Annotated in this window: 17 protein-coding genes and 3 pseudogenes; 8 read left to right on the forward strand and 12 right to left on the reverse strand. The window is 71.3% G+C overall.

The genetic code is table 11. The features are described from left to right. The first annotated feature begins 17 nt into the window (after nt 1–17). The 5 genes from Q4V64_RS44545 to Q4V64_RS44565 all read left to right on the forward strand — a co-directional run bounded on the left by Q4V64_RS44545 (nt 18) and on the right by Q4V64_RS44565 (nt 11,179). Nucleotides 18–5,942 carry a type I polyketide synthase gene (locus tag Q4V64_RS44545; protein ID WP_124437343.1) on the forward strand — a complete coding sequence of 1,975 codons (5,925 nt, stop codon included), beginning with the start codon at nt 18–20 and terminating at the stop codon, nt 5,940–5,942. 13 nt (nt 5,943–5,955) lie between these two features. Further along, complete coding sequence (locus Q4V64_RS44550) at nt 5,956–6,714, forward strand: alpha/beta fold hydrolase (RefSeq protein WP_124437344.1); 759 nt, start codon at nt 5,956–5,958, stop codon at nt 6,712–6,714. Between the two features lie 8 nt (nt 6,715–6,722). Then, nucleotides 6,723–7,781 (forward strand): sulfotransferase domain-containing protein, encoded by a 1,059-nt coding sequence (locus tag Q4V64_RS44555; RefSeq protein WP_124437345.1) that lies wholly within the window; start codon nt 6,723–6,725, stop codon nt 7,779–7,781. A gap of 147 nt (nt 7,782–7,928) precedes the next feature. Further along, entirely contained in the window at nt 7,929–9,272 is a 1,344-nt protein-coding gene (gene ccrA, locus Q4V64_RS44560; RefSeq protein ID WP_124437346.1) for a crotonyl-CoA carboxylase/reductase, read from the forward strand. 101 nt (nt 9,273–9,373) lie between these two features. Then, complete coding sequence (locus Q4V64_RS44565) at nt 9,374–11,179, forward strand: 3-hydroxybutyryl-CoA dehydrogenase (RefSeq protein WP_124437347.1); 1,806 nt, start codon at nt 9,374–9,376, stop codon at nt 11,177–11,179. A gap of 44 nt (nt 11,180–11,223) precedes the next feature. Here the strand turns inward: Q4V64_RS44565 and Q4V64_RS44570 are convergent, their stop codons facing one another. Together Q4V64_RS44570 and Q4V64_RS44575 are read right to left on the reverse strand one after the other, a co-directional pair. Further along, nucleotides 11,224–11,856 carry a response regulator transcription factor gene (locus tag Q4V64_RS44570; RefSeq protein WP_124437348.1) on the reverse strand — a complete coding sequence of 211 codons (633 nt, stop codon included), beginning with the start codon at nt 11,854–11,856 and terminating at the stop codon, nt 11,224–11,226. Further along, complete coding sequence (locus Q4V64_RS44575; protein ID WP_124437349.1) at nt 11,849–13,093, reverse strand: sensor histidine kinase; 1,245 nt, start codon at nt 13,091–13,093, stop codon at nt 11,849–11,851. Before Q4V64_RS44575 ends, Q4V64_RS44570 begins: the two co-directional genes overlap by 8 nt. Nucleotides 13,094–13,282: 189 nt before the next feature. On the opposite strand from Q4V64_RS44575, the gene Q4V64_RS44580 reads away from it, so the two are divergent. The 3 genes from Q4V64_RS44580 to Q4V64_RS44590 are packed head-to-tail and all read left to right on the forward strand — an operon-like array spanning nt 13,283 to nt 15,904. Further along, nucleotides 13,283–13,825 (forward strand): hypothetical protein, encoded by a 543-nt coding sequence (locus Q4V64_RS44580; RefSeq protein WP_253266704.1) that lies wholly within the window; start codon nt 13,283–13,285, stop codon nt 13,823–13,825. Between the two features lie 4 nt (nt 13,826–13,829). Continuing rightward, on the forward strand, nt 13,830–14,330 hold the full coding sequence (locus Q4V64_RS44585; protein WP_124437351.1) for a PH domain-containing protein: 501 nt from the start codon (nt 13,830–13,832) through the stop codon (nt 14,328–14,330). Continuing rightward, nucleotides 14,327–15,904: a PH domain-containing protein gene (locus Q4V64_RS44590; RefSeq protein ID WP_124437352.1), complete on the forward strand. Its 1,578-nt coding sequence runs from the start codon at nt 14,327–14,329 to the stop codon at nt 15,902–15,904. Before Q4V64_RS44585 ends, Q4V64_RS44590 begins: the two co-directional genes overlap by 4 nt. A 25-nt stretch (nt 15,905–15,929) precedes the next feature. On the opposite strand, the gene Q4V64_RS44595 is transcribed toward Q4V64_RS44590, so the two are convergent. The 10 genes and pseudogenes from Q4V64_RS44595 to Q4V64_RS44635 all read right to left on the reverse strand — a co-directional run bounded on the left by Q4V64_RS44595 (nt 15,930) and on the right by Q4V64_RS44635 (nt 24,863). After that, entirely contained in the window at nt 15,930–17,588 is a 1,659-nt protein-coding gene (locus tag Q4V64_RS44595) for an NAD(P)/FAD-dependent oxidoreductase (RefSeq protein WP_124437353.1), read from the reverse strand. 723 nt (nt 17,589–18,311) lie between these two features. Then, complete coding sequence (locus Q4V64_RS44600) at nt 18,312–19,244, reverse strand: hypothetical protein (protein WP_124437355.1); 933 nt, start codon at nt 19,242–19,244, stop codon at nt 18,312–18,314. Nucleotides 19,245–19,330: 86 nt separating this feature from the next. Continuing rightward, nucleotides 19,331–19,708 carry a transposase gene (locus Q4V64_RS44605; protein ID WP_253266714.1) on the reverse strand — a complete coding sequence of 126 codons (378 nt, stop codon included), beginning with the start codon at nt 19,706–19,708 and terminating at the stop codon, nt 19,331–19,333. Further along, entirely contained in the window at nt 19,705–20,190 is a 486-nt protein-coding gene (locus Q4V64_RS44610; protein WP_253266705.1) for an ISAs1 family transposase, read from the reverse strand. Before Q4V64_RS44610 ends, Q4V64_RS44605 begins: the two co-directional genes overlap by 4 nt. 118 nt (nt 20,191–20,308) lie before the next feature. Beyond that, nucleotides 20,309–20,515 (reverse strand): annotated as a pseudogene (locus tag Q4V64_RS55695) (transposase family protein); the annotation flags it as partial. 293 nt (nt 20,516–20,808) lie between these two features. Further along, a pseudogene (locus Q4V64_RS55700) lies at nt 20,809–21,003 on the reverse strand (SAM-dependent methyltransferase); the annotation flags it as partial. 203 nt (nt 21,004–21,206) lie between these two features. Next, a complete protein-coding gene (locus Q4V64_RS44625) occupies nt 21,207–21,980 on the reverse strand; it encodes a cytochrome c biogenesis protein CcdA (protein WP_253266706.1) in 774 nt (257 codons plus the stop codon). Nucleotides 21,981–22,253: 273 nt separating this feature from the next. Next, nucleotides 22,254–22,850: an organomercurial lyase MerB gene (gene merB, locus Q4V64_RS55705; RefSeq protein WP_306308365.1), complete on the reverse strand. Its 597-nt coding sequence runs from the start codon at nt 22,848–22,850 to the stop codon at nt 22,254–22,256. Between the two features lie 33 nt (nt 22,851–22,883). Next, nucleotides 22,884–23,171: pseudogene (locus Q4V64_RS55710) on the reverse strand (TIGR02391 family protein); the annotation flags it as partial. Nucleotides 23,172–24,053: 882 nt separating this feature from the next. Further along, complete coding sequence (locus tag Q4V64_RS44635) at nt 24,054–24,863, reverse strand: alpha/beta fold hydrolase (RefSeq protein ID WP_124437356.1); 810 nt, start codon at nt 24,861–24,863, stop codon at nt 24,054–24,056. Between the last annotated feature and the right edge of the window lie 23 nt (nt 24,864–24,886).

Raw genomic sequence — 24,886 nt, forward strand, 5'->3', positions numbered from 1 at the left:
CAGAGAGGCGACAGCACATGAGCGAGACAGGCCAGGTCCCCGAGGACCGGCTGCGGTACTTCCTCAAGCGGGTCACCGCCGAGCTGCACGACACCCGGGAGCGGCTGCGCGGGGCCGAGCAGGCCGCGTCCGAGCCGATCGCGATCGTCGGGATGGCCTGCCGGTTCCCCGGCGGGGTCGGCTCGCCGGAGGACCTGTGGGAGCTGGTGGCCGCCGGCCAGGACGCGATCGGGCCATTCCCGGACGACCGGGGCTGGGACGTGGAGAACCTCTACCATCCCGACCCCGACCACCCCGGCACGTCGTACTGCCGTGACGGCGGTTTCCTCGCCGGCGCGGCCGACTTCGATCCGGGGCTGTTCGGGATCTCGCCGCGGGAGGCGCTGGCGATGGACCCGCAGCACCGGCTGCTGCTGGAGTCCTCCTGGGAGGCGTTCGAGCGGACCGGACTCGACCCCTTGGGGCTGCGCGGGTCCCGCACCGGGGTGTTCGTCGGCATCATGTACAACGACTACGCGCTGGTCGTGGGCCAGTCCGCGGAGGCGGGTGAGGCCTTCCTGGGCACCGGCGGGAGCATCGCGTCCGGGCGGGTCGCCTACACCTTCGGCCTTGAGGGCCCGACGGTCACCGTCGACACCGCGTGCTCCTCGTCGCTGGTCGCGCTGCACCTGGCCGTGCAGGCCTTGCGCAATGGGGAATGCGACGCCGCGCTGGCCGGTGGTGTCACCGTGCTGGCCACTCCCAACACCTTCGTCGGGTTTTCCCGGCAGCGGGGCCTGGCACCCGACGGGCGGTGCAAGTCCTTCGCCGAGGGCGCCGACGGCACCGGCTGGGGCGAGGGCGTCGGCATGCTGCTGGTCGAGCGGCTGTCCGACGCGCGGCGGCTCGGGCATCCGGTCCTGGCGGTGGTGCGGGGCAGCGCCGTGAACTCCGACGGTGCCTCCAACGGGTTCACCGCACCGAACGGCCCGTCCCAGCAGCGTGTCATCCGGGCCGCGCTGGCCAACGCCCGGCTCGAACCCGGTGACGTGGACGCCGTCGAGGCGCACGGCACCGGCACGCCGCTGGGTGACCCGATCGAGGCCCAGGCGCTGCTGGCCACCTACGGGCAGCGCCGAAGCGAGCCGCTCTGGCTGGGTTCGGTGAAGTCGAACCTCGGGCACACCCAGGCGGCGGCGGGTGTCGCCGGAATCATCAAGATGGTGCAGGCGATGCGGCACGGACTGCTGCCGCGGACGCTGCATGTGGACGCACCCACCTCGCAGGTCGACTGGGACGCCGGGGCCGTACGGCTGCTGAGCGAGGCCCGGCCCTGGCCGGCGGTCGACGGGCCGCGACGGGCGGCGGTGTCCTCGTTCGGCATCAGCGGCACCAACGCGCACGTCGTCCTCGAAGCCCCGCCCGCCATGCTTACAGACAGTCGGAAGGACCCCGCCGACCCCGGGCTCCCGCTCACCCCCCTCGTGCTCACGGCGGCCGACGACACCGCGCTGGACGCCCAGGCCACCCGGCTGGCCGCCTACCTCACCAGCCGCGCGGACGTACCGCTGCCCGAAGTGGCCCGCACGCTCGCCGGCCGGGCCCGGCTGCCGCACCGGGCCGTCGCCCTCGGCGGCGACCGCACCGAGCTCGCGGCCGCACTGGCCGGAGGCGGCACCGTCCGGGGTACCGCGCGCCCGGGACGGCTCGCGGTCGTCCTCACCGGCCAGGGCGCCCAGCGGATCGGCATGGGCCGCGAGCTGTACGCGGCGTTCCCGGCGTACGCGGCCGCGTTCGACGCGGTGTGCGACGCACTCGACCTGCCGCTGCACGACCTGATCGACGACGCGGAGCGGATCCACCGGACGGCGACGGCGCAGCCCGCGCTCTTCGCCGTCGAGGTCGCGCTGCTGGCCCTGCTGGAACAGTGGGGCCTCAGGCCGGACGTGGTCGCCGGGCACTCCATCGGCGAGATCACCGCCGCCCATGCCGCCGGTGTCCTGTCCCTGGCCGACGCGGCGGCGCTGGTGGTGGCCCGTGGCCGGCTGATGCAGGCGCTGCCCGCAGGCGGCGGGATGCTCGCGGTGCGCGCCGCCGAGGCGGATGTCCGGGCGGCGTTCGGGGACGTGGACGTGGCGGCCGTCAACGGGCCGCACGCGGTCGTCGTCTCCGGGCCGGACGCCGCGATCGAGCGGGCCGCGGCGGCCGCCGCCGAGCGCGGCTGGAAGACCAGCCGCCTGCGCACCAGCCACGCCTTCCACTCCCGCCTCATGGCGCCGATGCTCGCCGACTTCGCCAAGGTCGCTGCCGAGCTGACGTACACGGAACCGAAACTGGCCGTGGTCTCCACCGTGACCGGGGCGCCGGTCGGGCCGGGGGAGTGGACCGACCCGGACTACTGGGTCGAACAGGTCCGGCGGCCGGTCCGGTTCGCCGACGCCGTACGAGCCCTCGCCGCCCAGGGCGTCACCCGGGTCCTGGAGGTGGGCCCGGACGCCGTACTCACCCCGCTGGTCCAGGACGCCGACGCCGGGCTGCTGGCCGCACCGGCGCTGCGCCGGGACCGCGCCGAGCCGCAGACCCTGCTGACATCGGTCGCCACCCTGTTCGCCGACGGAGCCGACGTCGACTGGGCGGCCGCCGTCGGCGGAACCGGCCACGCGGACCTGCCCACCTACCCGTTCAGCCACCGCCGGCTCTGGCCCCGCCCGCGCCCCGGCGGAACGGGCGACGCACACGGCCTCGGCCTGGACCCGACCGGCCATCCCCTGCTCGGCGCCGCGGTCGAGATCCCGGACGCCGCGACTCTGGTCCTCACGGGCACGCTCACGGCGGCCACCCAGCCCTGGCTGGCCGAGCACACCGTGCTGGGCCGCGCCTTGCTGCCGGGCACGGCGCTGGTCGAGCTGGCCTTGGCCGCCGGCGAGCGGGCAGGCGCGCCGGCGCTGGCGGAACTGCTGCTGCAGACGCCGCTCACGCTGCCCGAACGCGGCACGGTCGCGGTCCGGGTCACCGTGACCGAGGAGGACGGACGGCGCCCGATCACCATCCACTCCCGCGCCGACGACGGGCAGCCCTGGACCCTCCATGCCACCGGCGAGCTCTCCGCCGCCGAACCCGCCGACGTCGGCACCGACCTGGTCACCTGGCCACCGCCGGGCGCCGAGGAACTGCCGCTCGCCGGGCTCTACGAGACGTTCGCCGACGCCGGCCTGGAGTACGGCCAGGCGTTCCGGGGACTGCGGCGGCTTTGGCGGCGCGGCCCGGAGGTGTTCGCCGAGGTATGGACCGAGGCCCCGGACGACGGGTTCGGGCTGCACCCGGCGCTGTTCGACGCGGTCCTGCACGCGATCGGCCCGGCGGCGCTGCTGCCCGGCGACGGGCTCCGGCTGCCGTTCGCCTTCTCCGGGGTACACCGGTTCGCCCCGGCCGGCACCGCGCTGCGGGCGCGGCTGACCGCCCAGAGCGGGACGGACACCGTACGGCTCACGCTGGCCGACCCGACCGGGCTGTCCGTCGCCGAGGTCGAGCGGCTCACCCTGCGGCCGGTCGAGGCCGACCGGCTGGGCGTCGGCCCGGCGGACCGCCTGCTCTACGGCGTCGAGTGGTCCCCGCAGGAGGTGTCGGGCACGGCGCCGGACGCGGTGATCCCGCTCGGTGCCCCGCTGCCGGCCCCCGCCGCGGTGCTGCTCGTGGACGCCACCGCGCCCGGCCCCGCCCGGGACCGCGCCGCCGCCCTGCTCACCCTCCTGCAGACCTGGCTGGCCGACCCGGCCTGGGCCGACTCCCGCTTGGTGGTCCGCACCTTCGGTGCGGCGGGCGAGGAGATCACCGACCCCGACGGCGCCGCACTGTGGGGGTTGGCCCGGGTCGCCCAGGCCGAGCACCCCGACCGCGTCCACCTGCTGGACGCACCCGAGGACATGGTGCTCCCGCTGCCGCAGGCGCTGGTGCGCGACGGAGCCGTCACGGTGCCGCGCCTGAGCCGAGTGGAGGTCGCCGACGCGCTCACGTTCGGCGACGGGCCTGTGGTGATCAGCGGCGCCACCGGCACGCTCGGCCGGCTGATCGCCCGCCATCTGGTGCGGGCCCACGGCGTCCGGGACATGGTGCTGCTCTCCCGGTCGGGCGGGGACGCCGGCCTCGCGCGGGAGCTGGCCCCGGCCGCCGTGCGGGCGGTCGCCTGCGACGTGGCCGACGCCGACGCGGTCGCCGCCGCTCTCCGCGACGAGCCGGTGACCGCCGTGATCCACGCCGCCGGTGTCCTCGACGACGCGCTGCTCGCCGACCTGACCCCGGAGCGGCTCGACACCGTCTTCCGAGCCAAGGCCGACGGCGCCCGCAACCTCGCCGCCGCCGTCCGGGACAAGCCGCTGAGCGTGTTCGTCCTCTGCTCCTCGGTGGCCGGGATCCTCGGCAACGCCGGCCAGGCCAACTACGCGGCAGCCAACACGTTTCTCGACGCCTACGCCACACAGCTGCGGGCGGCGGGCGTCCCGGCGACCTCGCTGGCCTGGGGCCTGTGGGAGGCCGGCATGGGCGACACGCTCACCGACGCCGAGCGCCGGCGGCTGCGCCAGGGCGGCATCGTCCCGCTCACCGCCGAGCAGGGCCTCGCCGCCCTCGACGCGGCGCTCGCCACCCGGCGCCCGCTCGTCGTCCCTGTGGCCCTGGACCCGGCCGGGCTGCGCGCCGCCGGGGCCGCCGGAGCGCTCCCACCGGTCCTCGCCGGACTGGTCCCCGCCGGACGCCCCGGCGACGCCCCCGACCAGCAGGCTCTCGCCGCCTTCCAGCGCCGACTGGCCCAACTGCCCGGCGACGAGCGCCGGGCGGCGCTGACCGACCTGGTCGGCCGGCAGGCCGCGGTCGTACTCGGCCACGGCCGGCGCGACACCCTCGACGCGCACCGGCCGTTCCTGGAGGCCGGCTTCGACTCGCTCGCCTCGGTGGAGCTGCGCAACAGGCTGAGCGTGGTCACCGGTCTGCGGCTGCCCACCACGCTGCTGTTCGACCACCCCACCCCCGACGCCCTCGTGGCCCACCTCACCGACCAGTTCACGACGGGGGACGAGGCCGCGCCGCAGGAGACCGCCGGCACGTTCGGCACGCTGTTCCGGGAGGCCTCGGCCAGGGGCCGTACCGGCGAGTTCTTCGGCGTCCTGGTCGCCGCGTCGGAGTTCCGCCCCGCCTTCCGCACCAGCGACGAGCTGCCCAGACCGGTCGACGTCGTGCGGCTGGCCGAGGGCGCCGACGCGCCCGGCCTGGTCTGCCTGCCATCCATCCTGGCCATCTCAGGCCCCCACCAGTACGTCCGGTTCGCCGGCGCGCTGCGCGGACGGCGGGACGTCGCCGCGGTCGCCGCACCCGGCTTCAGCCGCGGCGAGCCGCTGCCCGCCACGGTGGAGGCCGTGGTCCGCGCCCAGGCCGAAGCGATCCTCGCGCACACCGACGGAGCGCCGTTCGCCCTTGTCGGGCACTCCTCCGGCGGCATGCTCGCGCACGCCGTCGCCGCCGAACTCGAACTCGGCGGCGGCACCGTGGACGCGCTGGTCCTCATCGACATCTACTCCCACGACGTCGAGGCGCTCGCCGGCATACAGCCGGTGCTCAGCACGGGCATGATCGAACGGGAGGACGGCTACATCCCGATGGACGACACCCGGCTGACCGCGATGGGCGGCTACGTCCGGCTCTTCCACGGCTGGCAGCCGACCCCCGTCCAGGCACCCACCCTGCTTCTCCGGGCCACCGAGCCGATGTTCGGCTGGTCGCGCGACGGTGACTGGCGCTCCTCCTGGACGCTGCCGCACACCGCTGTGGACACCCCCGGCAACCACTTCTCGGTCATGGAGGACCACGCCGTCACCACGGCACGGGCCGTCGACGAGTGGCTGTCCGCCTTCCCTGCTCCCCGCTCAGTTCCGTCTCCCCTGCTTCCCGCTCAGTTCCGTCCCTCGACCTGAAAGCGACGATGCGATGAGCAACCACGCCGACGACAACCCGTGGATCCGGCGGTTCCACCACACCGCCGACAGCCGCCTCACCCTGGTCTGCTTCCCGCACGCCGGTGGCGCGGCCAGCTTCTTCTACCCCGTCTCCGACGCCTTGCAGTCCACGCTCCAGGTAGTGGCGCTGCAGTACCCGGGCCGGCAGGACCGGCGGCACGAGCGGCCGCTGACCACGATCGCCGAGCTGGCCGACGAGTCGTTCACCGCGCTGCGCCCGCTGATGGACCGGCCGCTGGCCTTCTTCGGACACAGCATGGGCGCCACTCTGGCCTTCGAGGTCGCCGTGCGGATGAAGCGCGAACTGGCCGGCGCCCCCGTCACGCTGTTCGCCTCCAGCCGCCGCGCCCCCTCCCGGCACCGGGTGGAGACCGTGCACCAGCGCGACGACGAGGGAATCGTCGCCGAGCTGAAGAACCTCAGCGGCACCGACTCCCGCCTGATGGGTGACGAGGAGCTGCTGCGGATGATCCTGCCGGCGATCCGCAGCGACTACACCGCCGCCGAGACCTACCGGTACCACCCCGGCCCGACGCTGGACTGCCCGATCGTCGCGCTGGTCTCGGACAGCGACCCGAAGGTGACCGTGGACGAAGCCCGGTCCTGGGCCGACCACACCACCGGCGGCTTCGAGCTGCACCAGTTCAGCGGCGGCCACTTCTACCTCGCCCAGCACCAGCGCGCGGTCATCAACTTGATCAGCGACCAGCTGCTCTCCCTGGCCCTCTGAAGACGGTCATGGCTCCGACGTTCGTGATGAGCACCGGCCGATGCGGTTCCACCCTCGTCTCCCGGATGCTGCGCCTCCACCCCGACGTCCTCAGCCTCAGCGAGCTGTTGACCACCGTGCGCGACCGCTTGCAATTCCACGACGCCCCGGACGGTGAGCAGTTCTGGCGGATCCTCTGCGATCCCGACCCGATCTTGGACGTCATGGTCGCCGAGGGCCTGCAGGTCTCCGAGATGATCTACCCGTACGGGACCGGACAGTTCGACCCCGCCGAGGGCATCCCGGCGATCTGCCACATGACGCTGCCGATGCTCACCGACGACCCCGACGCACTCCACGACGAGCTGGCCGCGGAGGTGTCCACCTGGCCGGCGCGCCCCCTCGCCGACCAGATCCGCGCGCTCTTCGCGTACCTGGCCGAACGGCTCCACCGGCCGGTGGTCGTGGAACGTTCCGGCGCGTCGTTACGGAACCTCCCGCAGCTGCGGGAGCAGTTTGCCGAAGCCCGGTTCGTCTACCTCACCCGGGACGGCGCCGACACGGCGCTGTCGATGAGCCGGCACGCCGGGTTCGGGATGAAGCTGCTGGCCGATGAGGCCGCACGCATCGCCGGGCTCGCCTCCTCGCAGCAACTGCGGGCCGACCATTCCCAGCTGCTCCCGGCGGAGCTGGGCCGACTGCTGTCGAACCCGTCCGAACTGCCCGCCCTGATGCGGCGGGACATCCCGGTGACCGCGTTCGGCGCGCTGTGGTCGACGATGACCTGCGAGGGCGCCGACGCACTGCTCCAACTGCCCGCCGGGAGATGGATGATGACCTCCTACGAGGCCCTCGTCGCCGATGCCCCCGCGGAGCTGACCCGGCTGGCCGGCTTCCTCGGCACCCCGGCGCCCGCCGCGTGGCTGACCGAGGCCGCCCGCCTGGTCGACCCTGGTCGGCGGGCCGCCTCGACCCGCCTGGACCCCCGGCTGCTCGCCGCCCTGCGCCGCTCCTGCGCCCCCGGCACCGCCCTCGACACCACGCTCGCGGAGGCCGCCGGCATCGACCTCGTGCCCGCCGCCCGGTGAGCCGACAGCCCGATGACGACGACCGGGGCCCGCGCAGGCCCCGCCGAGCGCAGGCCGCACTCGCCGAGACGTATGTCGCCGCTCGGACAGCGGCCGTCGCCCCCGGCATCTGCCCGCCCTCTCCCCGAACCGAAAGGCAGTGCCCTCATGCACCACATCATCGACGCCGTCACCTCCGGCGACGCGACGCCCGAGGACCTGGCCGCCCTGCGGATCCCGGAGAGCTACCGCGGCATCGTCCTGCGCAAGGACGAGACCGACATGTTCGAGGGCGTGGACTCCCGGGACAAGGACCCCCGCAAGTCCTTGCACCACGAGGAGGTGCCGACCCCGCAACTCGGCCCGGGCGAAGCCCTGGTGGCGGTCATGGCCTCGTCGGTCAACTACAACACCGTCTGGTCGTCCGTCTTCGAGCCGATACCGACCTTCGGCTTCCTGGAGCGCTACGGCAGGCTGTCGCCCCTGACCAAGCGGCACGACCTGCCGCGTCACGTCATCGGGTCCGACCTCGCGGGCGTGGTGCTGCGCACCGGACCGGGCGTCAACGCCTGGAAGCCCGGTGACGAGGTCGTCGCGCACTGCCTGTCCGTCGAGTTGGAGAGCCCCGACGGCCACGACGACACCATGATGGACCCGGAGCAGCGCATCTGGGGTTTCGAGACGAACTTCGGCGGCCTCGCGGAGATCGCCCTGGTCAAGTCCAACCAGCTGATGCCCAAGCCGGATCATCTCTCGTGGGAGGAGGCCGCCTCCCCGGGCCTCGTCAACTCCACCGCCTACCGGCAGCTGGTCTCCCGCAACGGCGCGCAGATGAAGCAGGGCGACAACGTGCTCATCTGGGGCGCCAGCGGTGGACTCGGCTCGTACGCCACCCAACTGGCCCTGGCTGGCGGCGCCACCCCGATCTGCGTGGTCTCCAGCCCGCAGAAGGCCGACATCTGCCGCGCGATGGGCGCCGAGGCGGTCATCGACCGCAATGCCGAGGACTACCGCTTCTGGAAGGACGAGCACAACCAGGACCCCAAGGAGTGGAAGCGGTTCGGCAAGCGCATCCGCGAACTCACCGGCGGCGAGGACGTCGACATCGTCTTCGAGCACCCCGGCCGCGAGACCTTCGGCGCCTCCGTCTACGTCACGCGCAAGGGCGGCACGATCGTCACCTGCGCCTCGACCTCCGGCTACAACCACGAGTACGACAACCGGTACCTGTGGATGTCCCTGAAGCGGATCATCGGCTCCCACTTCGCCAACTACCGCGAGGCCTGGGAGGCCAACCGCCTCATCGCCAAGGGCAAGATCCACCCCACGCTCTCCAAGGTGTACCCCCTGACGGAAACCGGCCAGGCCGCCTACGACGTGCACGCCAACCTGCACCAGGGCAAGGTCGGGGTCCTCTGCCTGGCCCCGCGCGGGGGCATGGGCGTCCGCGACGAGGAGACGCGGGCCCGGCACATCGACGCGATCAACCGCTTCAGGACGGCCGGCGGTTGACGCCGGCACTGATCCCCACCAGGGCGCCGTACGCGCGTACGTACGCCCCAGCCATCACTCTCACTCTCCCCGCGCCCGGGGAACGCCCTGTGGAGCCCGCGATGCACCAGCCGTCAGCCTCTGTTCCCACCTCCCTCGACACGGTCGCCGTCGTCGGCCTGGGCACCATGGGTACCGGCATCGCCGACGTACTCGCCCGCGCCGGCCGCGAGGTCGTCGGCATCGACATCAGCGGGGCCGCCTGCCGTCGGGCCGCCGCCGCCCTGGAGGCCGCCACCGCGCGGGCCGTGGAGCGCGGGCGGATCACCGGCCAGGAGCGGCGGGAGACGCTCGCCCGGTTCCGCACCTCCCGCGACCTGCGGGCCGCCACGGACGCCGACCTGGTGATCGAGGCCGTGCCGGAGCACTACGAGACCAAGCTCGAGGTCCTCACTCGCCTCGACGGGATCGTGCGGCCGGAGACGATCCTCGCCACCGGCACCGATGCCCTGTCCGTGACCCGCCTGGCCACCCGATCGGCCCGTCCCGAGCGGGTCCTGGGGCTGCACTTCCTCAACCCGGCGCCCGGGACGAGGCTCGTCGAGATCGTCTCCTCGGTGTTCACGGAGCCGGCCGCCGTAGAGGCGGTCAGCGCGCTCGCCCGCGAGGCCGGCAAGGAGCCGGTGACGGTCGGCGACCGCCCCGGTTTCGTCGTCGGCGGCCTGCTGTTCGGCTACCTCAACCAGGCAGCGGCCGTGTACCAGGCCAAGCACGCGACCCGCGAGGACATCGATACCGCCATGCGGCTGGGCTGCGGTCTGCCGATGGGGCCGCTCGCCCTGCTCGACCTGATCGGCATCGACACCGCCCGCACCGTCCTGGACGCGATGCACGCGGAGTCGGGAGACCGGCTGCACGCGCCCGCGTCCATCCTCGGTCAGCTCAGCGAGGCGGGGCTGACGGGCCGCAAGGCGGGCCGCGGCTTCTACAGCTACCAGGGCCCCGGCAGCGCCACGGTCGTCCCGGACGCCGACACTCCCGCGCAGCGCGATGGCGCGGGCGTTCCCGGCCGTACGGTCCGCCTCGTCGGCGTGGCGGGCTCCGGCACCATGGCCACCGGCATCGCCGAGGTCCTCGCCAAAGCCGGATACGAGGTGGTCCTCGCCGCCCGCGGCCAGGACAAGGCCGAGTCGGCCAAGGCCCGCGTCGCCAAGTCGCTGCAACGCTCCGTGGACAAGGGGCGGACGACCGCCGAAGCTCGCGAGGAGGCACTCGCGCGCATCACCCCGGCGGGCACGCTCGACGCGTTCGCGGACGTGGACCTGGCCGTCGAGGCGGTCACCGAGGACCTGGAGGTCAAGCGCCAGGTCTTCGCGACGCTGGACAAGGTGTGCAAGCAGGGCGCGGTGCTGGCCACCACGACCTCCTCCCTGCCGGTCGTTGCCTGCGCCCGCGCCACCGCGCGCCCGCGGGACGTCATCGGCATGCACTTCTTCAACCCCGCCCCGGCGATGAAGCTCGTCGAGGTCGTCCGCACACCCCTCACCGCCGACGACGTGCACGCCACCGTCCGGCAGGTGTGCGCGAAGCTCCGCAAGCACCCGGTGGAGTGCGGGGACCGGGCCGGGTTCATCGTCAACGCCCTGCTCTTCCCGTACCTCAACAACGCGATCAGGATGGCGCAGGAGAACTACGCCTCGCTCGACGCCATCGACGCCGCGATGAGGCTGGGCGGCGGCTACCCCATGGGCCCCTTCGAACTGCTGGACGTGGTCGGGCTGGACATCTCCCTAGCCATCCAGCGGGCACTGCACCGGGAGTTCCGCGAACCGGGCCTGGCGCCCGCACCACTGCTGGAGCATCTGGTCACCGCCGGGCGCCTGGGCCGGAAGACAGGCCGTGGCTTCCGCGCGTACGCGAATGCCTGAGGGCCGTGCTCACTGGTCACTCGTCACTGCTCACTGCTCACTGCTCACGACAGCAGACCGCGCTCCATGGCCGTCATCACCGCGGCCGTGCGGTCGGAGACACCGAGTTTCCGGAACGAGCGCAGCAAATACGTCTTGACCGTGGCCTCGCTGACGAACAACTCGGCGCCGATCTCGGCGTTGGTCAGTCCCCGGCCGACCAGCCGCAGTACCTCGCACTCCCGCCCGGACAGCGGCGACGGATCGGCCACCCGGCTGCGGAAGAGCTTGCCAGCCAGGGACGGGGTGAGCACCGTCTCGCCGCGCGCGGCGGTGTGCACCGCGTCGATCAGTTCCTGACGTGAACTGCCCTTCAGTAGATAGCCCGCGGCGCCCGCCTCCACCGCGCGCAGAATGTCCGCGTCGTCCTCGTAGGTGGTCACGATGACCACCTTGCAGCCCGGCACCTGCCGCAGGATCTGCCCGGTGGCCTCGACTCCGTCCATCCTGCCCATGCGCAGGTCCAGCAGCGCGATGTCCGGCCGCAGTGCGGCCGCCTGGACCACCGCCTCCTCGCCGGAGACGGCCTGCCCCACCACGGTGATGCCCTCGGCGGACTCCAGCATGGCGCTCAGACCCTCCCGTACCACCGGATGGTCGTCGGCCAGCAGAACCCGGATCGGCATCGCCTCAGCCATCCACTACCTCCCCGGCGGGTGCCGTCACTGGCACGCTCACTTCGACGGCGGTGCCCCGGCCGGGGGCGCTGGTGACGGACACCGTCCCGCCGATCTCCTCCACGCGGGCCCGCATGCCCCTCAGTCCGTATCCTTCCTGGGAGCCGCCCGGGGTGAACCCCTCACCGTCGTCGCGTATCAGCAGCCGGACACCGCCCGGGCCGAAGTCCACGATCACGTCCACCGTACGGGCCCGCCTGGCGTGTTTGCGCACATTGGCGACGGCCTCCTGCACCGCGCGCAGCAGGACGACGCGCACCGCCATCGGCAGCGCCTTCTCCTCGCCCGTCACCGAGCACCGCACCTCCAGCCCGGTCTCGGCGATCAGCCCCTCCGCGTGCCTCCGCACCGCCCCCGTCAGCGAACCCCCGCGCAGCGCGGACGGGGTGAGGGCGGCCACGAAGTCCCGGGCCTCCGCGAGCGCATCCTTGGCCATGCGACCGGCCAGCGTCAGATGGCGCTCGGCCAGGTCCGGTGCGTCGCGCACCTCCGACTCGGCCGCCTGCACCAGGCTGATGATGCTGGTCAGGCCCTGGGCCAGGGTGTCGTGGATCTCCCGGGCCAGCCGCTCGCGTTCGGCGGAGATACCGGCCTCGTGCGAGAGCCGGGCCACCCGCTCCCGGCTGCGCTCCAACTCCGCGATGAGCAGCCCGCGTTCCTTGCTCTGCCGCACCACCCGCTTGATCCACACGCCGAGTGGCACCGACAGTGCGACGCTCAGCAGCGAGATGGGCAGCATGTCCCAGACGCCCAGGCCCCGGTCCGCGCCGCTGAACGCCACCACCAGCACGGGGCAGAGACTGGCCACCGTGGAGAGCACGATCGCCGCGCCCATCGGCAGGCTCATCATCAGCATGGGACAGACCGCGAACAGTGCGACGGCGCCCACCAGGTTGAACGCCGTAGTCACGCAGAACAACGCCACCAGGCCCAGCGCGAACAGCAGGTTCCGCGGCCCGTAGCCGTCCTCGGTCATCAGCGACCGGCCCACCGCCGCGTACCAGGGGACGGTCAAGGTCAGCGCGGCGATGGGGATGGAGTGGCTGACCTGAGAGCCTTCCGAGAGGAGGAGCAGGACCGCCGTCGCGAGATAGGAGACGGCGAAGAAGCCGTCCCAGAGGCCGAACCAGCGGGTCCCGGACGCGGGGCCGTAAGACGCCCCGGTCGCCGAGCCGTCCTCCGGCGAGTGATTGCGCACGGCCTCAGTACTACCACGCCTGATCGACCTGTCCACCGGTCGGTTGACAGCCGGAACCCACCGTTCGGTCGTCTCACGTCCGGCGGCCCGCCTCTAGCGTTGACCTGGGCGGGCAGACAGCTGTCACACCACGAAGCGCACCCCCCGGGGGGCCTGGAGAACTCGCGTATGCCACAGATGAGCCAGTTCATGACCGCGTTGATCGCCAACGGCACGATCCTGATCGTCATCCTGGCGACCGACATCGGCCGCCGGCGCGTCACCGTGACCCGGATCGTGCGCTCGGTCGTCGTCGTGGCCGTGGTCGTCGCGATCTTCGTCGACTCCGTCCCGACCCGGGGCGACAACGACCTGTCACTGCAACTGGTGGGCGTCGGCACCGGCGCCATCTGCGGCCTGGCCGCCGGGGCGCTGCTGCCCGCCCACAGCTACCCCGCCTCCGGTCGCCTCTACACCGTCGGCGGCATCGGCTACGCCCTGGTGTGGATCGTCGTCTCCGGCGGGCGCGTCGTCTTCGTCTACGGCGCCGAGCACTGGTTCACCGCCGATCTGACCAAGTTCTCCATCGACTACGGGATCAGCGGCCAGGACACCTACGCCAACGCCTTCGTGTTCATGTCGCTGGCTATGCTGCTGACCCGCACGACCGTTCTGCTCGGCAAGATGCGCAAGCGTCGGCCGCCCACCCGTCGAGCCCCCTTTCCGGCAACGTCTGACGCAAGAGCAGGGTGAATCAGTGGAACACCAGGACACCGTGAGGCTCCGGCCGCCGCGCCACCGGGTCGACCGCCGCGCGATCGGCTGGTGGACTCTCCAATCGACCCTGTTCGCCCTGCCGTTGCCCCTCACCTTCGGCATCCTGTGGGCCACCATCCCCCCGACGCGCGGGTTCTTCATGGGGGCCACGCTGATCTCGCTCGTCCCCGGGATCCTCTACATGGCCGTCATGCCCGTCTGGCGCTACCGGGTCCACCGCTGGGAAGCCACCGACGATGCGGTCTACGCGGCCTCCGGCTGGCTCTGGCAGCAGTGGCGGATCGTTCCGCTGTCCCGGGTGCAGACGGTGGACACCCTGCGCGGCCCGCTGCAGCAGTTGTTCGGGCTCTCCGGGGTCAGCGTGACCACCGCCTCCTCCGCGGGCGCGGTGAAGATCAAGGGCATCGACCACAGGGTCGCCGGTGACCTGGTCGACTACCTGGCCAGGCGCACCCAGGAGGTCCCGGGAGACGCCACATGACGTCCGAGACCACGCTACGGGGCACGTCGCGGACGGCCGACGGTGACTGGGGGAGGCTGAACGCCCGGCTGATCCCGGTGAACCTGTCCATCCTGGGCACACCGCTCGCCATGTTCCTCGCCAGCCTCGCGGTGACAGGGGGCGAGATCAACCTCCAGGTCCTCATCGCCCTCGGCTCGCTGTTCGTGACCTGCCTGATCGTCAGCGGCATCGGGCTGATGCGGCTGTTCACGACCCGCTACCGGCTCACCGAGGACAGGTTCGAGATCCACGTGGGCCTGCTCTTCCGCAGCCGCCGCTCGGTCCCGGTCGGCCGGATCCGGAGCGTCGACCTCACCGCCAACCCCGCCCACCGGCTCTTCGGCCTCACCACCCTGCGGATCGACTCCGGGGAGCAGAGCACCGGCGCCGGCCGCAGGCTCGCCCTCGACGGCATCACGCTGGCCGACGCCCGCGAGCTGCGCCGCCGTATCATCGCCCTGCGCGACGCGGGCAAGGCGCGCCCCGCGGACGACACGGACGGCGTCCTCAACACGCTGGACTGGTCATGGCTGCGCTACGGCCCGCTGACGATCTGGGGCGTGGGCGGCGTCTTCGTCGCCGCGGGCACCACCTACCGCATCCTGAACGACCTGAAGATCGACCCCCTCGAACTCGGCATCGTCAAGGACCTCGTGCACCGCTTCGGCACGGTTCCCCTCTGGTACGGAATCCTGGTGACCGTCCTCGTCATCGTCGCCCTCGGCGTGGTCGGCTCCACCGCCACCTTCATCGAGAACTGGGCCGGCTACGAGCTGCGCCGCGAGGACGGCGGAGTCCTCCGCATCCGCCGCGGACTGCTGGTCGCCCGCTCCGTCACCATCGAGGAACGCCGTCTGCGCGGCCTCGAACTCGTCGAGCCCATACCCCTGCGCTGGGCCAAGGGCGCCAAGCTCAACGCCGTCGCCGCCGGCCTGGGCAACCGCGACGACAACCGCAAGCGCCGCGCCCTTACCTCGCCCATGCCGCGCGCCGAGGCTCTGCGCGTGGGCGCCGGCGTGCTCCCGGCGGGCCCCGGCCTGATCGAGCGCGAGGGCCTGAACCCGCACCCCAAGGCCGCCCTGCGGCGCCGCGTCAACCGCGCCGTCGTCTGGTCGCTCCTGCCCGCGGCGGTCCCCGCCGTCCTGGGCCTGTGGTTCGGCCCCTCGCTCCTCGTCATCGGCGCGGTCACCTTCGCCGTCCTGCTGCCGATCCTGCTGGCGTTCGCCGTCAACGCCTACCGCACCCTCGGCCACGGCATCCGCCGCCCCTACCTGGTCGCCTCCTCGGGCACCTTCGCCCACCGAACCGTCGCCCTCCAGACCGCCGGGATCATCGGCTGGAAGATCTCCCGAACCCCCTTCCAGCGCCGCTCGGGGCTCCTCACCCTCGGCGCCGCCACCGCCGCGGGCGAGGGCGTCTACCACGTCTACGACCTGACGGACCACCAGGCCCTCACCCTCGCCGAGACCGTCGTACCCGGCCTGCTCGCCCCGTTTCTCGAACGGTCACTCGACCATCATTCACCCGGCGAACGGTCACCCGACCACGGCTGATCCCCTGGTCCGTCGCGCCGCGCGGTCAGTCGTACGGAAGTTCCAGCGGCGCGAAGGCGTCGAAGAGGTCGCCGGGGCCGGGGTTGTCCGGGTGGGTGGCGCCGCCCAGATGGTGGAGCACGCCCCAGACGGTGTTCAGCGCCGTGGTCACCGCCCCCTCGGCGAAACCGCCGGTCCAGGAGATGTCGTCCCCGCACAGGAAGAACCCGCGCTGCTCCGATGCCATCCCGTCCTGCATGAAATGGGTGAACAGCCGCCGCTGATAGCGGTAGTGGCCGGGCAGGTTCGACTTGAAGGCCCCCATGAAGCGGGGCTCGGTCTCCCAGGTGACGGTCAGCGGCCCCGCGATGATGTGCGACCGGATGTCGACGCCCGGATAGATCGCGCCCAGCTGTGCCAGCATCCCCTCGAGCCGCTCCTCGGCCGAGAGCGTGGCCACCTTCAGCGAGTCGTCGTTCCAGGTGTACGACAGACACATCACCGCGTGCCGGTCGGGCCCCTCGTCGAACAGATAGACCCCGCGCGGCATCCGGTCGGTGAGCGTCATGCCCATCACGTCCTGGCCGGTCACCGGATCGGTGTCCCGCCAGAACGGCCGGTCGACCAGGACGAACAGCTTGGACGCGCCCATGTAGTGGGTGCGCTCCACCGCCGTCCACAGCGGCGTGGAGAGCAGCGCCGGTTCGCAGTCGACCCGGTGCAGCAGCGTCCACACCTGCGGGCTGAAGACCACCGCCGGGAACTCCCGCTCCTCGCCGCTGACGTCCGTCACCCGTATACCGTCCGCCGCACGCCGCAGCCGGGTCACCGCGGGGCGCGGCCGACCGCCGTGCAGCGAGGCCAGCGAGGTGCCCCGGGGCCAGTGCGCGAGCGCCGTCGGGCGGTGCTCCCACAGCCCGCAGGGCAGCTGGGAGGAGCCGCCGACGATGGCGACCTGGTCGTCGTCGGCCTCGGTGACGACCACACGGAGGATCTCCAGCATCGAGTTGGGGAAGTCGGTGTCCCATCCCCCCGTTCCGAAACCGACCTGACCGAAGATCTCCCTGTGCCGGAACGACTGGAAGGTGGGGGAGGTGGCCAGAAAGCCGTAGAAGGACTGGTCGTCGAACTGCTCGACCAGGCGGTTCCAGAGGGACTTGAGCGAGCCGACGTCCCGCCGCCGCGCGGCGGCGCGCAACACGGCCAGCCCGGCCCGCTCCTGAAGCGCTTTGTCCCAGGCGCTCGCGACCTCTTGGTAGACGTCCGGGAGTTCTTGGGGGGTGCGCGCCCACTCGCGATCGCCGTTGAGGGCGATGAGCGTGCTCGGGGTGGCCGGCGCCAGTGGATTGGGAAAGGGATGGGTGCGCAGCCGAAGCAGGTCTATGTAGTGGAACAGCGACCTCGCGGCGACGGGAAAGCGCATGGCACCCATCTCCGCCGTGTAGTCGGGGTTTCCGGGAAAGGGCGTGGAACGCATCCGGCCGCCCAGTCGCTCGGCTTCGTACAGAACCGGACGAAGCCCCAGGCGCAGTAGTTCGTATGCCGCGGTGAGGCCGGACATTCCGCCGCCGATGACTGCAACCTCGGCGCCGTGCACGGCGCTCGGCAGGGTGCCGAGGCCGACGGGATGGCGCAGCCAACTGTCATAGGAGAAAGGAAAGTCCGGCACCAGTATCGTCGTGGCAGACGCGGGCGCAGACGTCATGGCGTGACCTCCTGGGGGCGGTTGGCCCGGTGGCGGGTCGGACCGAGGCCGTCGGGTTCCGGATCGTCCAGGAATCGGGCAGGGCGTCTTTGCCCTCGAAGAGAGGAAGAGAGGAAGAGAGGAAGAGAGGAAGAGAGGAAGAGAGGAAGAGAGGAAGAGAGGAAGAGAGGAAGAGAGGAAGAGAGGAAGAGAGGAAGAGAGGAAGAGAGGAAGAGGGGAAGAGATGGCGGTCGAGTCGGCGATCCCGTTGTCGCGCTCCCCTGTTGCAAGCGGCATGCGCACATTAGCAGTGCCATTGGTACGGGAAGGTGAGTAAATCCTGAACCGTGGGTCGTTCTTATGTAGATTGTGTCTTGGAATGACGCATACTTCTTGCCGGCCGGGGTCAGCCCGTGCCCGTGATGGGCGTTGTTGCCGACGCCCAGGCCAGTCGAAGGCCAGGGCTTCGGCGTAGTCTCGTGCTGTCCGGTTCGTAGGGTTCTGCGAGTCCAGTTGCGGGGCAGCGCAACAGGCATCGCTTCCACGATCACGGAGTTCTGGGCGGGGGTCGGCCACAGCTCTTCGGACAGTTCGTCCAGGTGCCCTTTGGTGGGCTCCAGGGCGAACGGCACCGTGTCCGCGGGGCGGGATCAGCATCCCTGAGTGCCGTACGGAAGCTGCGTGGCCGACGACGGCACCCGGCTCTTACTGACGTGATCTTGCTCAGCCGCCCTTGGGTGTTCGTCACGGCCTGACGGCTGACGCGTCGAGGTGCAGGATGCGCTCTGCCGGTTCGTCGTTGCGTCGATCGAAGCGCTTCGGCACGCCCGGAGGGAGGGCCGGGGCCAGCGCGCGGAACACCGCTGCGTACGCGTCGGGGCCGTAGTCCCGGTAATGCTTCGTCGCCTGGAGCCACAATGCGCCCGACGGCAGGCGGACCACGTCATGGAACGCGCCGGTGACGCGCAGGGCGTCCGCACCGCCGAGGGGTCCGGCCAATTCCTTTGGGCAGATCGTCCACCACTCGTATCCGCGTAGTACTTGACGGCTCGTCGGGATCGTCTCGTGGGGGAACTTCCACGGAGGACCGAGCGTGCGCTCAAGACCCGTCTTGCCCAGCCCGTCGTCGTAGGTGATATTGGCGAAAGACGGGTCCAGACCTTCACTGATGCCGCGCAGGAAGCCGAGCACCACCTCCTGCTGCGCGGCGTCGAGCAAGTCCCCCTCGGGAATCCTGCAGGACAGCACCGCCCAATCGATCGCCTCGGGCCAAACCCGGGCCTCCGGGCGGTCGACCGTGATCCGCAGAGGGCTCTTGCCCGGGTAGCCGCGTTCGTCCAGAACAGAGAGCCCGATTGTCGCGGTGCGGGGCGGATCGGCCAGTTGCCGCAAGAACCACGACATGCTTCGAGCCGAGACCACGCGGCTGGAATTGCGCAGCTGCCGCCCGTCATGGCGGGTGATCGAGACGAAACCCCAGGCAGCGTGCGGCGGTCCGCATGGCATGCTGCGGCGCATCGCCTCCGGGGGAAGTTTTGGTCCCTCCTGCAGTGCCTGTCGGTGGCTGCCCGCCAGCGTGGCAAAGCCCCCGTCCAACCAGGCGCGCGCCATCTCCTCGTAGGCGGGGGGTTCGGGCCACTCCACGTTGATCTCGGCAAACAAATACTGATCTGTCATGCGGGCATCCCATCAGACACCACTGACATTGCGGGGCGCATGTCCGAGGTGGCAGGTTCGGCGTGGCGGCGGGACGCCCGATGCCGTCACCTGAGGCCGAGGAGCGTGAGGGGGCGGTGGGGGTCGCGGGCGTTGCGACGGAGGCCGGCCGCAATGTTGGTGACCCCGGCTGCCCGGAGGGCGCCGATGGCGAGGTTGCGCCACGTGGCCATTGCGCGGGGTGCGTTGCCGGTCCGCAGATGGGAGGCATCCTCGGCGAAGGTGGTGTCGCGGACGTGGTGCAGGGCCTCGATCTTCCAATGATCGCGGACGAGGCGGGCGATCTGGGCCGGGGTGGCTTGCCCGGCGGTCAGGCTGGTGACGGCGTAGACGGTCTTGACGGTGGTATTGCCGGTCTTGCGGTCGGTGCGGCGGCGCTTGATCTGGACGGCCTGGCGGGCTCCGGGGAACAGGAGGCCGTTCACGCTGGCGACCTTAATCCGGCGAATCTCCGAGCGGCCGTGGCCGATGTCCTTGGTGCGGTCCTGCAGCGGGATGTCCCTCCAGGGAAGGGACTTGAGTGTCTGCGCAGTTTCTTCTGGTTGCCCTTGACGATCACGATGTAGTGGGCTTCGCGGTCGAGAAGGTACACGGCGTGCTCGCGCTGGGTGTGCATGGCGTCGCTGGTGACTACGGCTCCGGCCAGGTCGGGCACGGTCTGAAGCAGTGGCTGGAAACAGGTGATCTCGTTGGTCTTCTCGCCGACGTCCAGCTGAGCGAGGGTCAGGCCGTTGGTGTGGTCGAGGGCGGCGAGCAGGTGAATCTTGCGGCCTGCGGTCCTGGCGGCGCCGCGCAGGCTCTTCCCGTCGACCGCCAGGCCGCGCAGCTGGCCCTCGGATGGGCTGCGGCGGTCCGCGAGCCGGCGGCCGACCGCCCGGTCCAGGGCGTCGCCGTCGATCCGGGCCAACAGCCTGCGAACCGTTGTCTCCGCAGGGAAGAGCCGTTTCGGGGAACAGCGGATCGGGCTGCATTCCGACGTGCTCCAAGACGTGCGGCGGAGCGTCGGCGATCCACTCGCCGATCGCCAGCAGCGAGGTCGCTCCCGCCAGCACGGCGCAGGCGGCCAGAGCAAGCACGCCGACAAGATCGTGACGCACTCCGCGCGGATCGCGGGGGTCGGGCACCTCGGCAAGCCGCTCAAGTAGGTCGGGGACTTCCCCGGGCGCTACCTCGGAATACTCACGGAGTCGGCCAAGGGCAGGTGGGATCGGCGATGATGCTTCGACAGGCACGGTCTTCCAGGCAGGTCACAGGGAGTCGGCAACTCCATGATCTTGGAAATCCGTCCCCATCACGCCCCAAAACTCCATCAGCTGATGCATCATCACAAACCGGACACCACTCGACTTCGCCGAAGCCCTGGGGGCGCTCCCAGTGCGGGAAAACATCAACGCCTGCCATCTCCTGGGCAAGTAGCTGAGCGGGTCGGGCACCCAGTTGGAGAATCTGGCAACGTGCTCTCGTGGAGCGAATGCGCCACAAGATGGCTCCCAACAGGGAACCAACAAGCCAGGGCGTATGCGGCGCGGGCGGCGGCGAGGCGGGTGGTACGGCCGTTGCAGCAGCCGATGTCGAGGACGCGGTCGGTCGACGTTAGGGCCGCCGCGTCGAGGAGTGGGGTGTTGGCCCCGTCGTTGAGGGCGTCGTAGCGGTCCTGGTGGTCGGCCCAGTGCCGGCCCTCGTAGCCGTTCCAGGCCGCGGCCTGCTCCTTGTTCACCACGTTGTCCGCGCTCCGCGGGTCGTGCGGGTCGTCAGGGCTGTGCGGGAAGACAGGTTCGTCCGTCGCATCCGTCATGCCTTCATCGTCACGCCATCGTGTGCCCCTGGACAGCGGCAACACAGGCAGACCTCCGAAGCGGGGTGCTGAGGGGCGCGGGCGGCTTCCGCGATGGCACGCCGCATGGTGAATCCGGCTGCGGCTGGCTACGGGGCAGTCGCGCTGTCGGGTTCGTCCGAGTCCTGGCTCCTCCTGTGCGGGTGTCGGCGGCGGAGTGCCACACCCCCGAGCAGCAGGGCGGCGAGGAGTACGGCCATGACTGCGGGGCCGGTTGCGTCCAAGGCGTCGGCGAGGGTGCGCTGGATCGCGCCGGCGGTGTCGATGACCGGATCCTGGGTGGCGGGGGCGCGCTGGACGCGGATCTCGTACCAGCCGTAGTAGGCGACGTACGCGCCGACCAGGAGCAGCAGGCCGCCGCCGGTGCGGGAGGCGACGGAGCCGAGGCGGCGCAGCCAGCCGACGCGGGCGGTGCGGGTAAGGGCGACGGAGAGGGCGGCGGTGCCGACGATCAGGCCCATCCCGGCCGCGTACGCCGTGAACAGGGTGATGCCTTCGAGGGTGGATCCGCTGCGGAAGGCGGAGACGACGATGGCGAGGAAGGGGGCGATGGTGCAGCCGAGGGAGGCGATGGCGTAGGCGGCGCCGAACAGGGCCATGGACGGCACGGAGCGGGTGACGTTGGGGGCGCGGCGGAGTTTGGGGAGCAGGGCGGGCAGGTCGCGGCCGGCCAGGAGCCAGCCGCCGACGGCGGCGAGGAGCAGTCCGAAGCCGATGGTGAACCAGGGCAGGTGTTGCTGCACCTGCCCTGCGACCGGGGCGAGGGCGAGGCCGAAGAGGGCGAAAACGGCGCAACCGCTGCGGACGACGGCGAGCAGTGCGACGGCGACCGCGGTCGCCCTCGCCTTGGCGATGTGATGCATCAAAGCTCCTGCGGACGGGACCAGCCTGCCCCGGCGGCAAGGCGCGGCCTGCAGCCGTACTGACGGGCCTTCCGTTCAAGTTCGGCGCAGGGTGCAGCGCGCAGCAATCCGAGTGACCTGTCCGAGGGCACTCCTCCCAACTCTTTCTCGGAGTGTTTCCACGCTGTCCTGCCCATCGACTGCTGGTGGTTCGGGCAAAACGCCCTTGCCTGGTACCGCGCGAGTGTGGCCGGGTGGTGTCAGTCACCGACGCGGCCGTCCGGGTGGGCGTGTTCAGCAGCAGTCGGATGCGGTGTCGTCGGCCAGGATCTGCTCGATGATGGGTCGGCCGACGTCGAAGGCTTCCGCAACCGGCAGGATCTTCGCGTCGGGGTGCTCGGCGAGCGAGTTTTTGGCGGCGTCGGCGCCGGCGAAGAAGTGGACCTGGTTGCAGAAGGAGACGCGCATCGAGGTGGGCACATCGGCGGTGACGAGGGAGACGACGGCGGTGGCCGGTTCCACGTCGGTGGGCCCGTCGGGGGCGGCGGTCAAGCGGACCGGCTCGCCGGTGGCCCGCCAGGGAGAGGTGACCTGGGCGATGTGGCCGAGGATGGCGGGGAAGGCCAAGGTGTCCAGGGCGCACCAGGTGTAGAAGGTGCGGCCGTTCACCTCGTAGCGGTGCGGGGTGGGGGTGAAGGTCAGGCCGTAGCCGATGATGCGGCCCTCGGCGTCGTACTCGGTGTCGGGCATGGCGGCCAGCGCCTCGCGGATCTCGGCAACGGGGCGGTCTGCCCGCGCGGCGAGCTGGTCGACGGTGACCGGCTCCCCGGCCGCGAGCAACGTGTGCAGCGGACGTACCAGCTGGCTCGAAGGGTTCTTGTAGGCGCCCATAGCGCCGGCGAACAGTGCGGATGCAGCCTCCTGCTCACCGCCTTCAGCCCCGGCATCGGCGAGCGGGCCGCCGGCCTTGCCGGCCTGGTGGGGCTGAAACGCGGCGCGCATCAGCTTCACGCCGACCATGGAGTTGTCCAGACCGGAGGCGTCCCGGACGGCGACCTCGACCGCCTTCATCGCGGCGAAGGATGCCGTCTCGTAGTCGCCCAGGTTGAAGTTGGTGCGCACCGTTCCATCGAGAGCCGCGTGCAGCGGACCGGAGAGGCGTTCCCGGGCCTCGAACCGCGTTATGCCATCCGGGTTCTTCACCAGATCCATGCCCTCGCGGGTCACCCCTGCGGAAGGTGTCGGACTGCAAGGGGTCCCGAGACAACAGGGCCCGCGATTCCAACCACGTCCAGGCGTCGGCCAGCCTGTCCAGCAGAGCCTCCTCCTCCGCCGCAACCGGCGGACTGTACCTGAAGTTCATGGACGGCACGCTACGTCTGCGCACTGACATCCTGCGGCAGGAAACACCCCAGCCGTGACTGGCCACGGCCTGCGCACGGCCGGTGGCCACTACGCAGATACGCCGTCAGCGGGTCCGAGTTCAGCCGTCGCCGAGAGCCCTCACCTCGCTCGACGCCGGAGGATCTTCTCTGCGGCATTGCACATCCGCGATAGCACCCGGTAGGCATCGCGCCGTTGGTCGGCATCCGAACTCAAGCAAGCCACGAGGGCTGCGATCAAGGCTGGGAGCAGGATGAAGCACACCACGGCTGCGGCGTATGTCGTCATGGCGGACAAAGGTAGGCGGCGCCCTGTATGAGGCCCAGCGCGTTATCCACAGATTCGGCGAGGCCCTGTGGATAACAGGTGCGGCGGAAGGTCCTAGCTGCGGCAACACGGCACACGAGAGCCATGGGACGAGCGGCTGGATGGGTCGAGAAGGTCCCTACAACGTCCTGGACCGACGCTCCTATCTATGTGGGCCGGTCGACGCGGTGGACCCGGGGTTGCGAGCCCCTTTCTGCTCGGCCTGCACGAGCGGCGTGTGCTTCGCGGGCAGGGACAGGGATGGTGTCGTCGTGCTTTGCAGGCGGCCCCGGCTCGACCTGGTGCCGCCCCTGGAGCGCACGAGCGGGATCCAGGCCGATACGGATGCGATTTTCGGCAGCTGGACCGACCGAGAGGGCGGGCATCCGGCCGCGGGTGCGTTGCTCAACCGCGGGTCTGGATTCCCTGCCAGAAGGCGTCGACCCGTGCGTTGAAGGTGTCGGGGACTTCCTGGAAGGGCTGGTGGGCCTCGCCGGGCAGTACCTCGAACCGCGCTCCCGGGATCCTCTCGGCGACCGCGCGACCGAGGCGTGGTGGCATGGCGATGTCGAGTTCACCGGCCAGTACCAGGGTCGGCGCGGTGATCTCGGCCAAGCGGTCGAGGTTGTCGTGTGTCCTGAACGGTGCGAGCTGGCGCTGGAATGCCTCGACGGACTGCGGATGGGGGAAGGCGAGCGTCTCTTCGATGATCCGCTCGACCGTGCCGTCGTTGTGCGCCCGCGGTGTGTAGATCCACAGCAGGAACGCCTCCAGCATGGCGCGCTCGTCCGGTGCTCGCTCGGCCATCCAGTGCCAGAAGCTCATCATCGAGCGGGTGTACGCGTCGGGGCGGGCCCAGGTGCTCATCAGGACGAGGCTGCGCACCAGCCGGGGGTGGTCGAGCGCCAGTTCCTGCGCGATGCGGCTGCCGCCCGAGAAGCCCATGACATGGGCTGCCGGGATGTCCAGCGCGCGCAGCACCGCGGCCGCGTCCTGCGCCATCCCGGGCACCGACAGGGGCCCTTCGGGCAGCGGGGTACGCCCGGTGCCGCGGTTGTCGTAGGCGGTCAGGCGGTAGCGGTCGGAGAGCCCGTCGAGCTGTGCCTGCCATGCCTCGGCGGGGTCGCTGAGCCCTGCGATGAGCAGGATGTCGGGTCCCTCGCCTCGGCGCTCGACCCAGATCTCGCCGGCGTCGGTTTTGACCATTTCGCCCATGCCCGGCCTCCTGGAACGCCTTT

The sequence above is a fragment of the Streptomyces sp. NL15-2K genome (assembly GCF_030551255.1).
Classification (GTDB): domain Bacteria; phylum Actinomycetota; class Actinomycetes; order Streptomycetales; family Streptomycetaceae; genus Streptomyces.

Coding starts and splice junctions, on each gene's coding strand:
- Q4V64_RS44590 (WP_124437352.1), top strand. CDS start 14,327: ATGACGTCCGAGACCACGCTACGGGGCACGTCGCGGACGGCCGACGGT.
- Q4V64_RS44570 (WP_124437348.1), bottom strand. CDS start 11,856: ATGGCTGAGGCGATGCCGATCCGGGTTCTGCTGGCCGACGACCATCCG.
- merB (WP_306308365.1), bottom strand. CDS start 22,850: ATGGGCGCCTACAAGAACCCTTCGAGCCAGCTGGTACGTCCGCTGCAC.
- Q4V64_RS44580 (WP_253266704.1), top strand. CDS start 13,283: ATGACCGCGTTGATCGCCAACGGCACGATCCTGATCGTCATCCTGGCG.
- Q4V64_RS44635 (WP_124437356.1), bottom strand. CDS start 24,863: ATGGGCGAAATGGTCAAAACCGACGCCGGCGAGATCTGGGTCGAGCGC.
- Q4V64_RS44545 (WP_124437343.1), top strand. CDS start 18: ATGAGCGAGACAGGCCAGGTCCCCGAGGACCGGCTGCGGTACTTCCTC.
- Q4V64_RS44550 (WP_124437344.1), top strand. CDS start 5,956: ATGAGCAACCACGCCGACGACAACCCGTGGATCCGGCGGTTCCACCAC.
- Q4V64_RS44565 (WP_124437347.1), top strand. CDS start 9,374: ATGCACCAGCCGTCAGCCTCTGTTCCCACCTCCCTCGACACGGTCGCC.
- Q4V64_RS44595 (WP_124437353.1), bottom strand. CDS start 17,588: ATGACGTCTGCGCCCGCGTCTGCCACGACGATACTGGTGCCGGACTTT.
- Q4V64_RS44625 (WP_253266706.1), bottom strand. CDS start 21,980: ATGCATCACATCGCCAAGGCGAGGGCGACCGCGGTCGCCGTCGCACTG.
- ccrA (WP_124437346.1), top strand. CDS start 7,929: ATGCACCACATCATCGACGCCGTCACCTCCGGCGACGCGACGCCCGAG.
- Q4V64_RS44600 (WP_124437355.1), bottom strand. CDS start 19,244: ATGACAGATCAGTATTTGTTTGCCGAGATCAACGTGGAGTGGCCCGAA.
- Q4V64_RS44555 (WP_124437345.1), top strand. CDS start 6,723: ATGGCTCCGACGTTCGTGATGAGCACCGGCCGATGCGGTTCCACCCTC.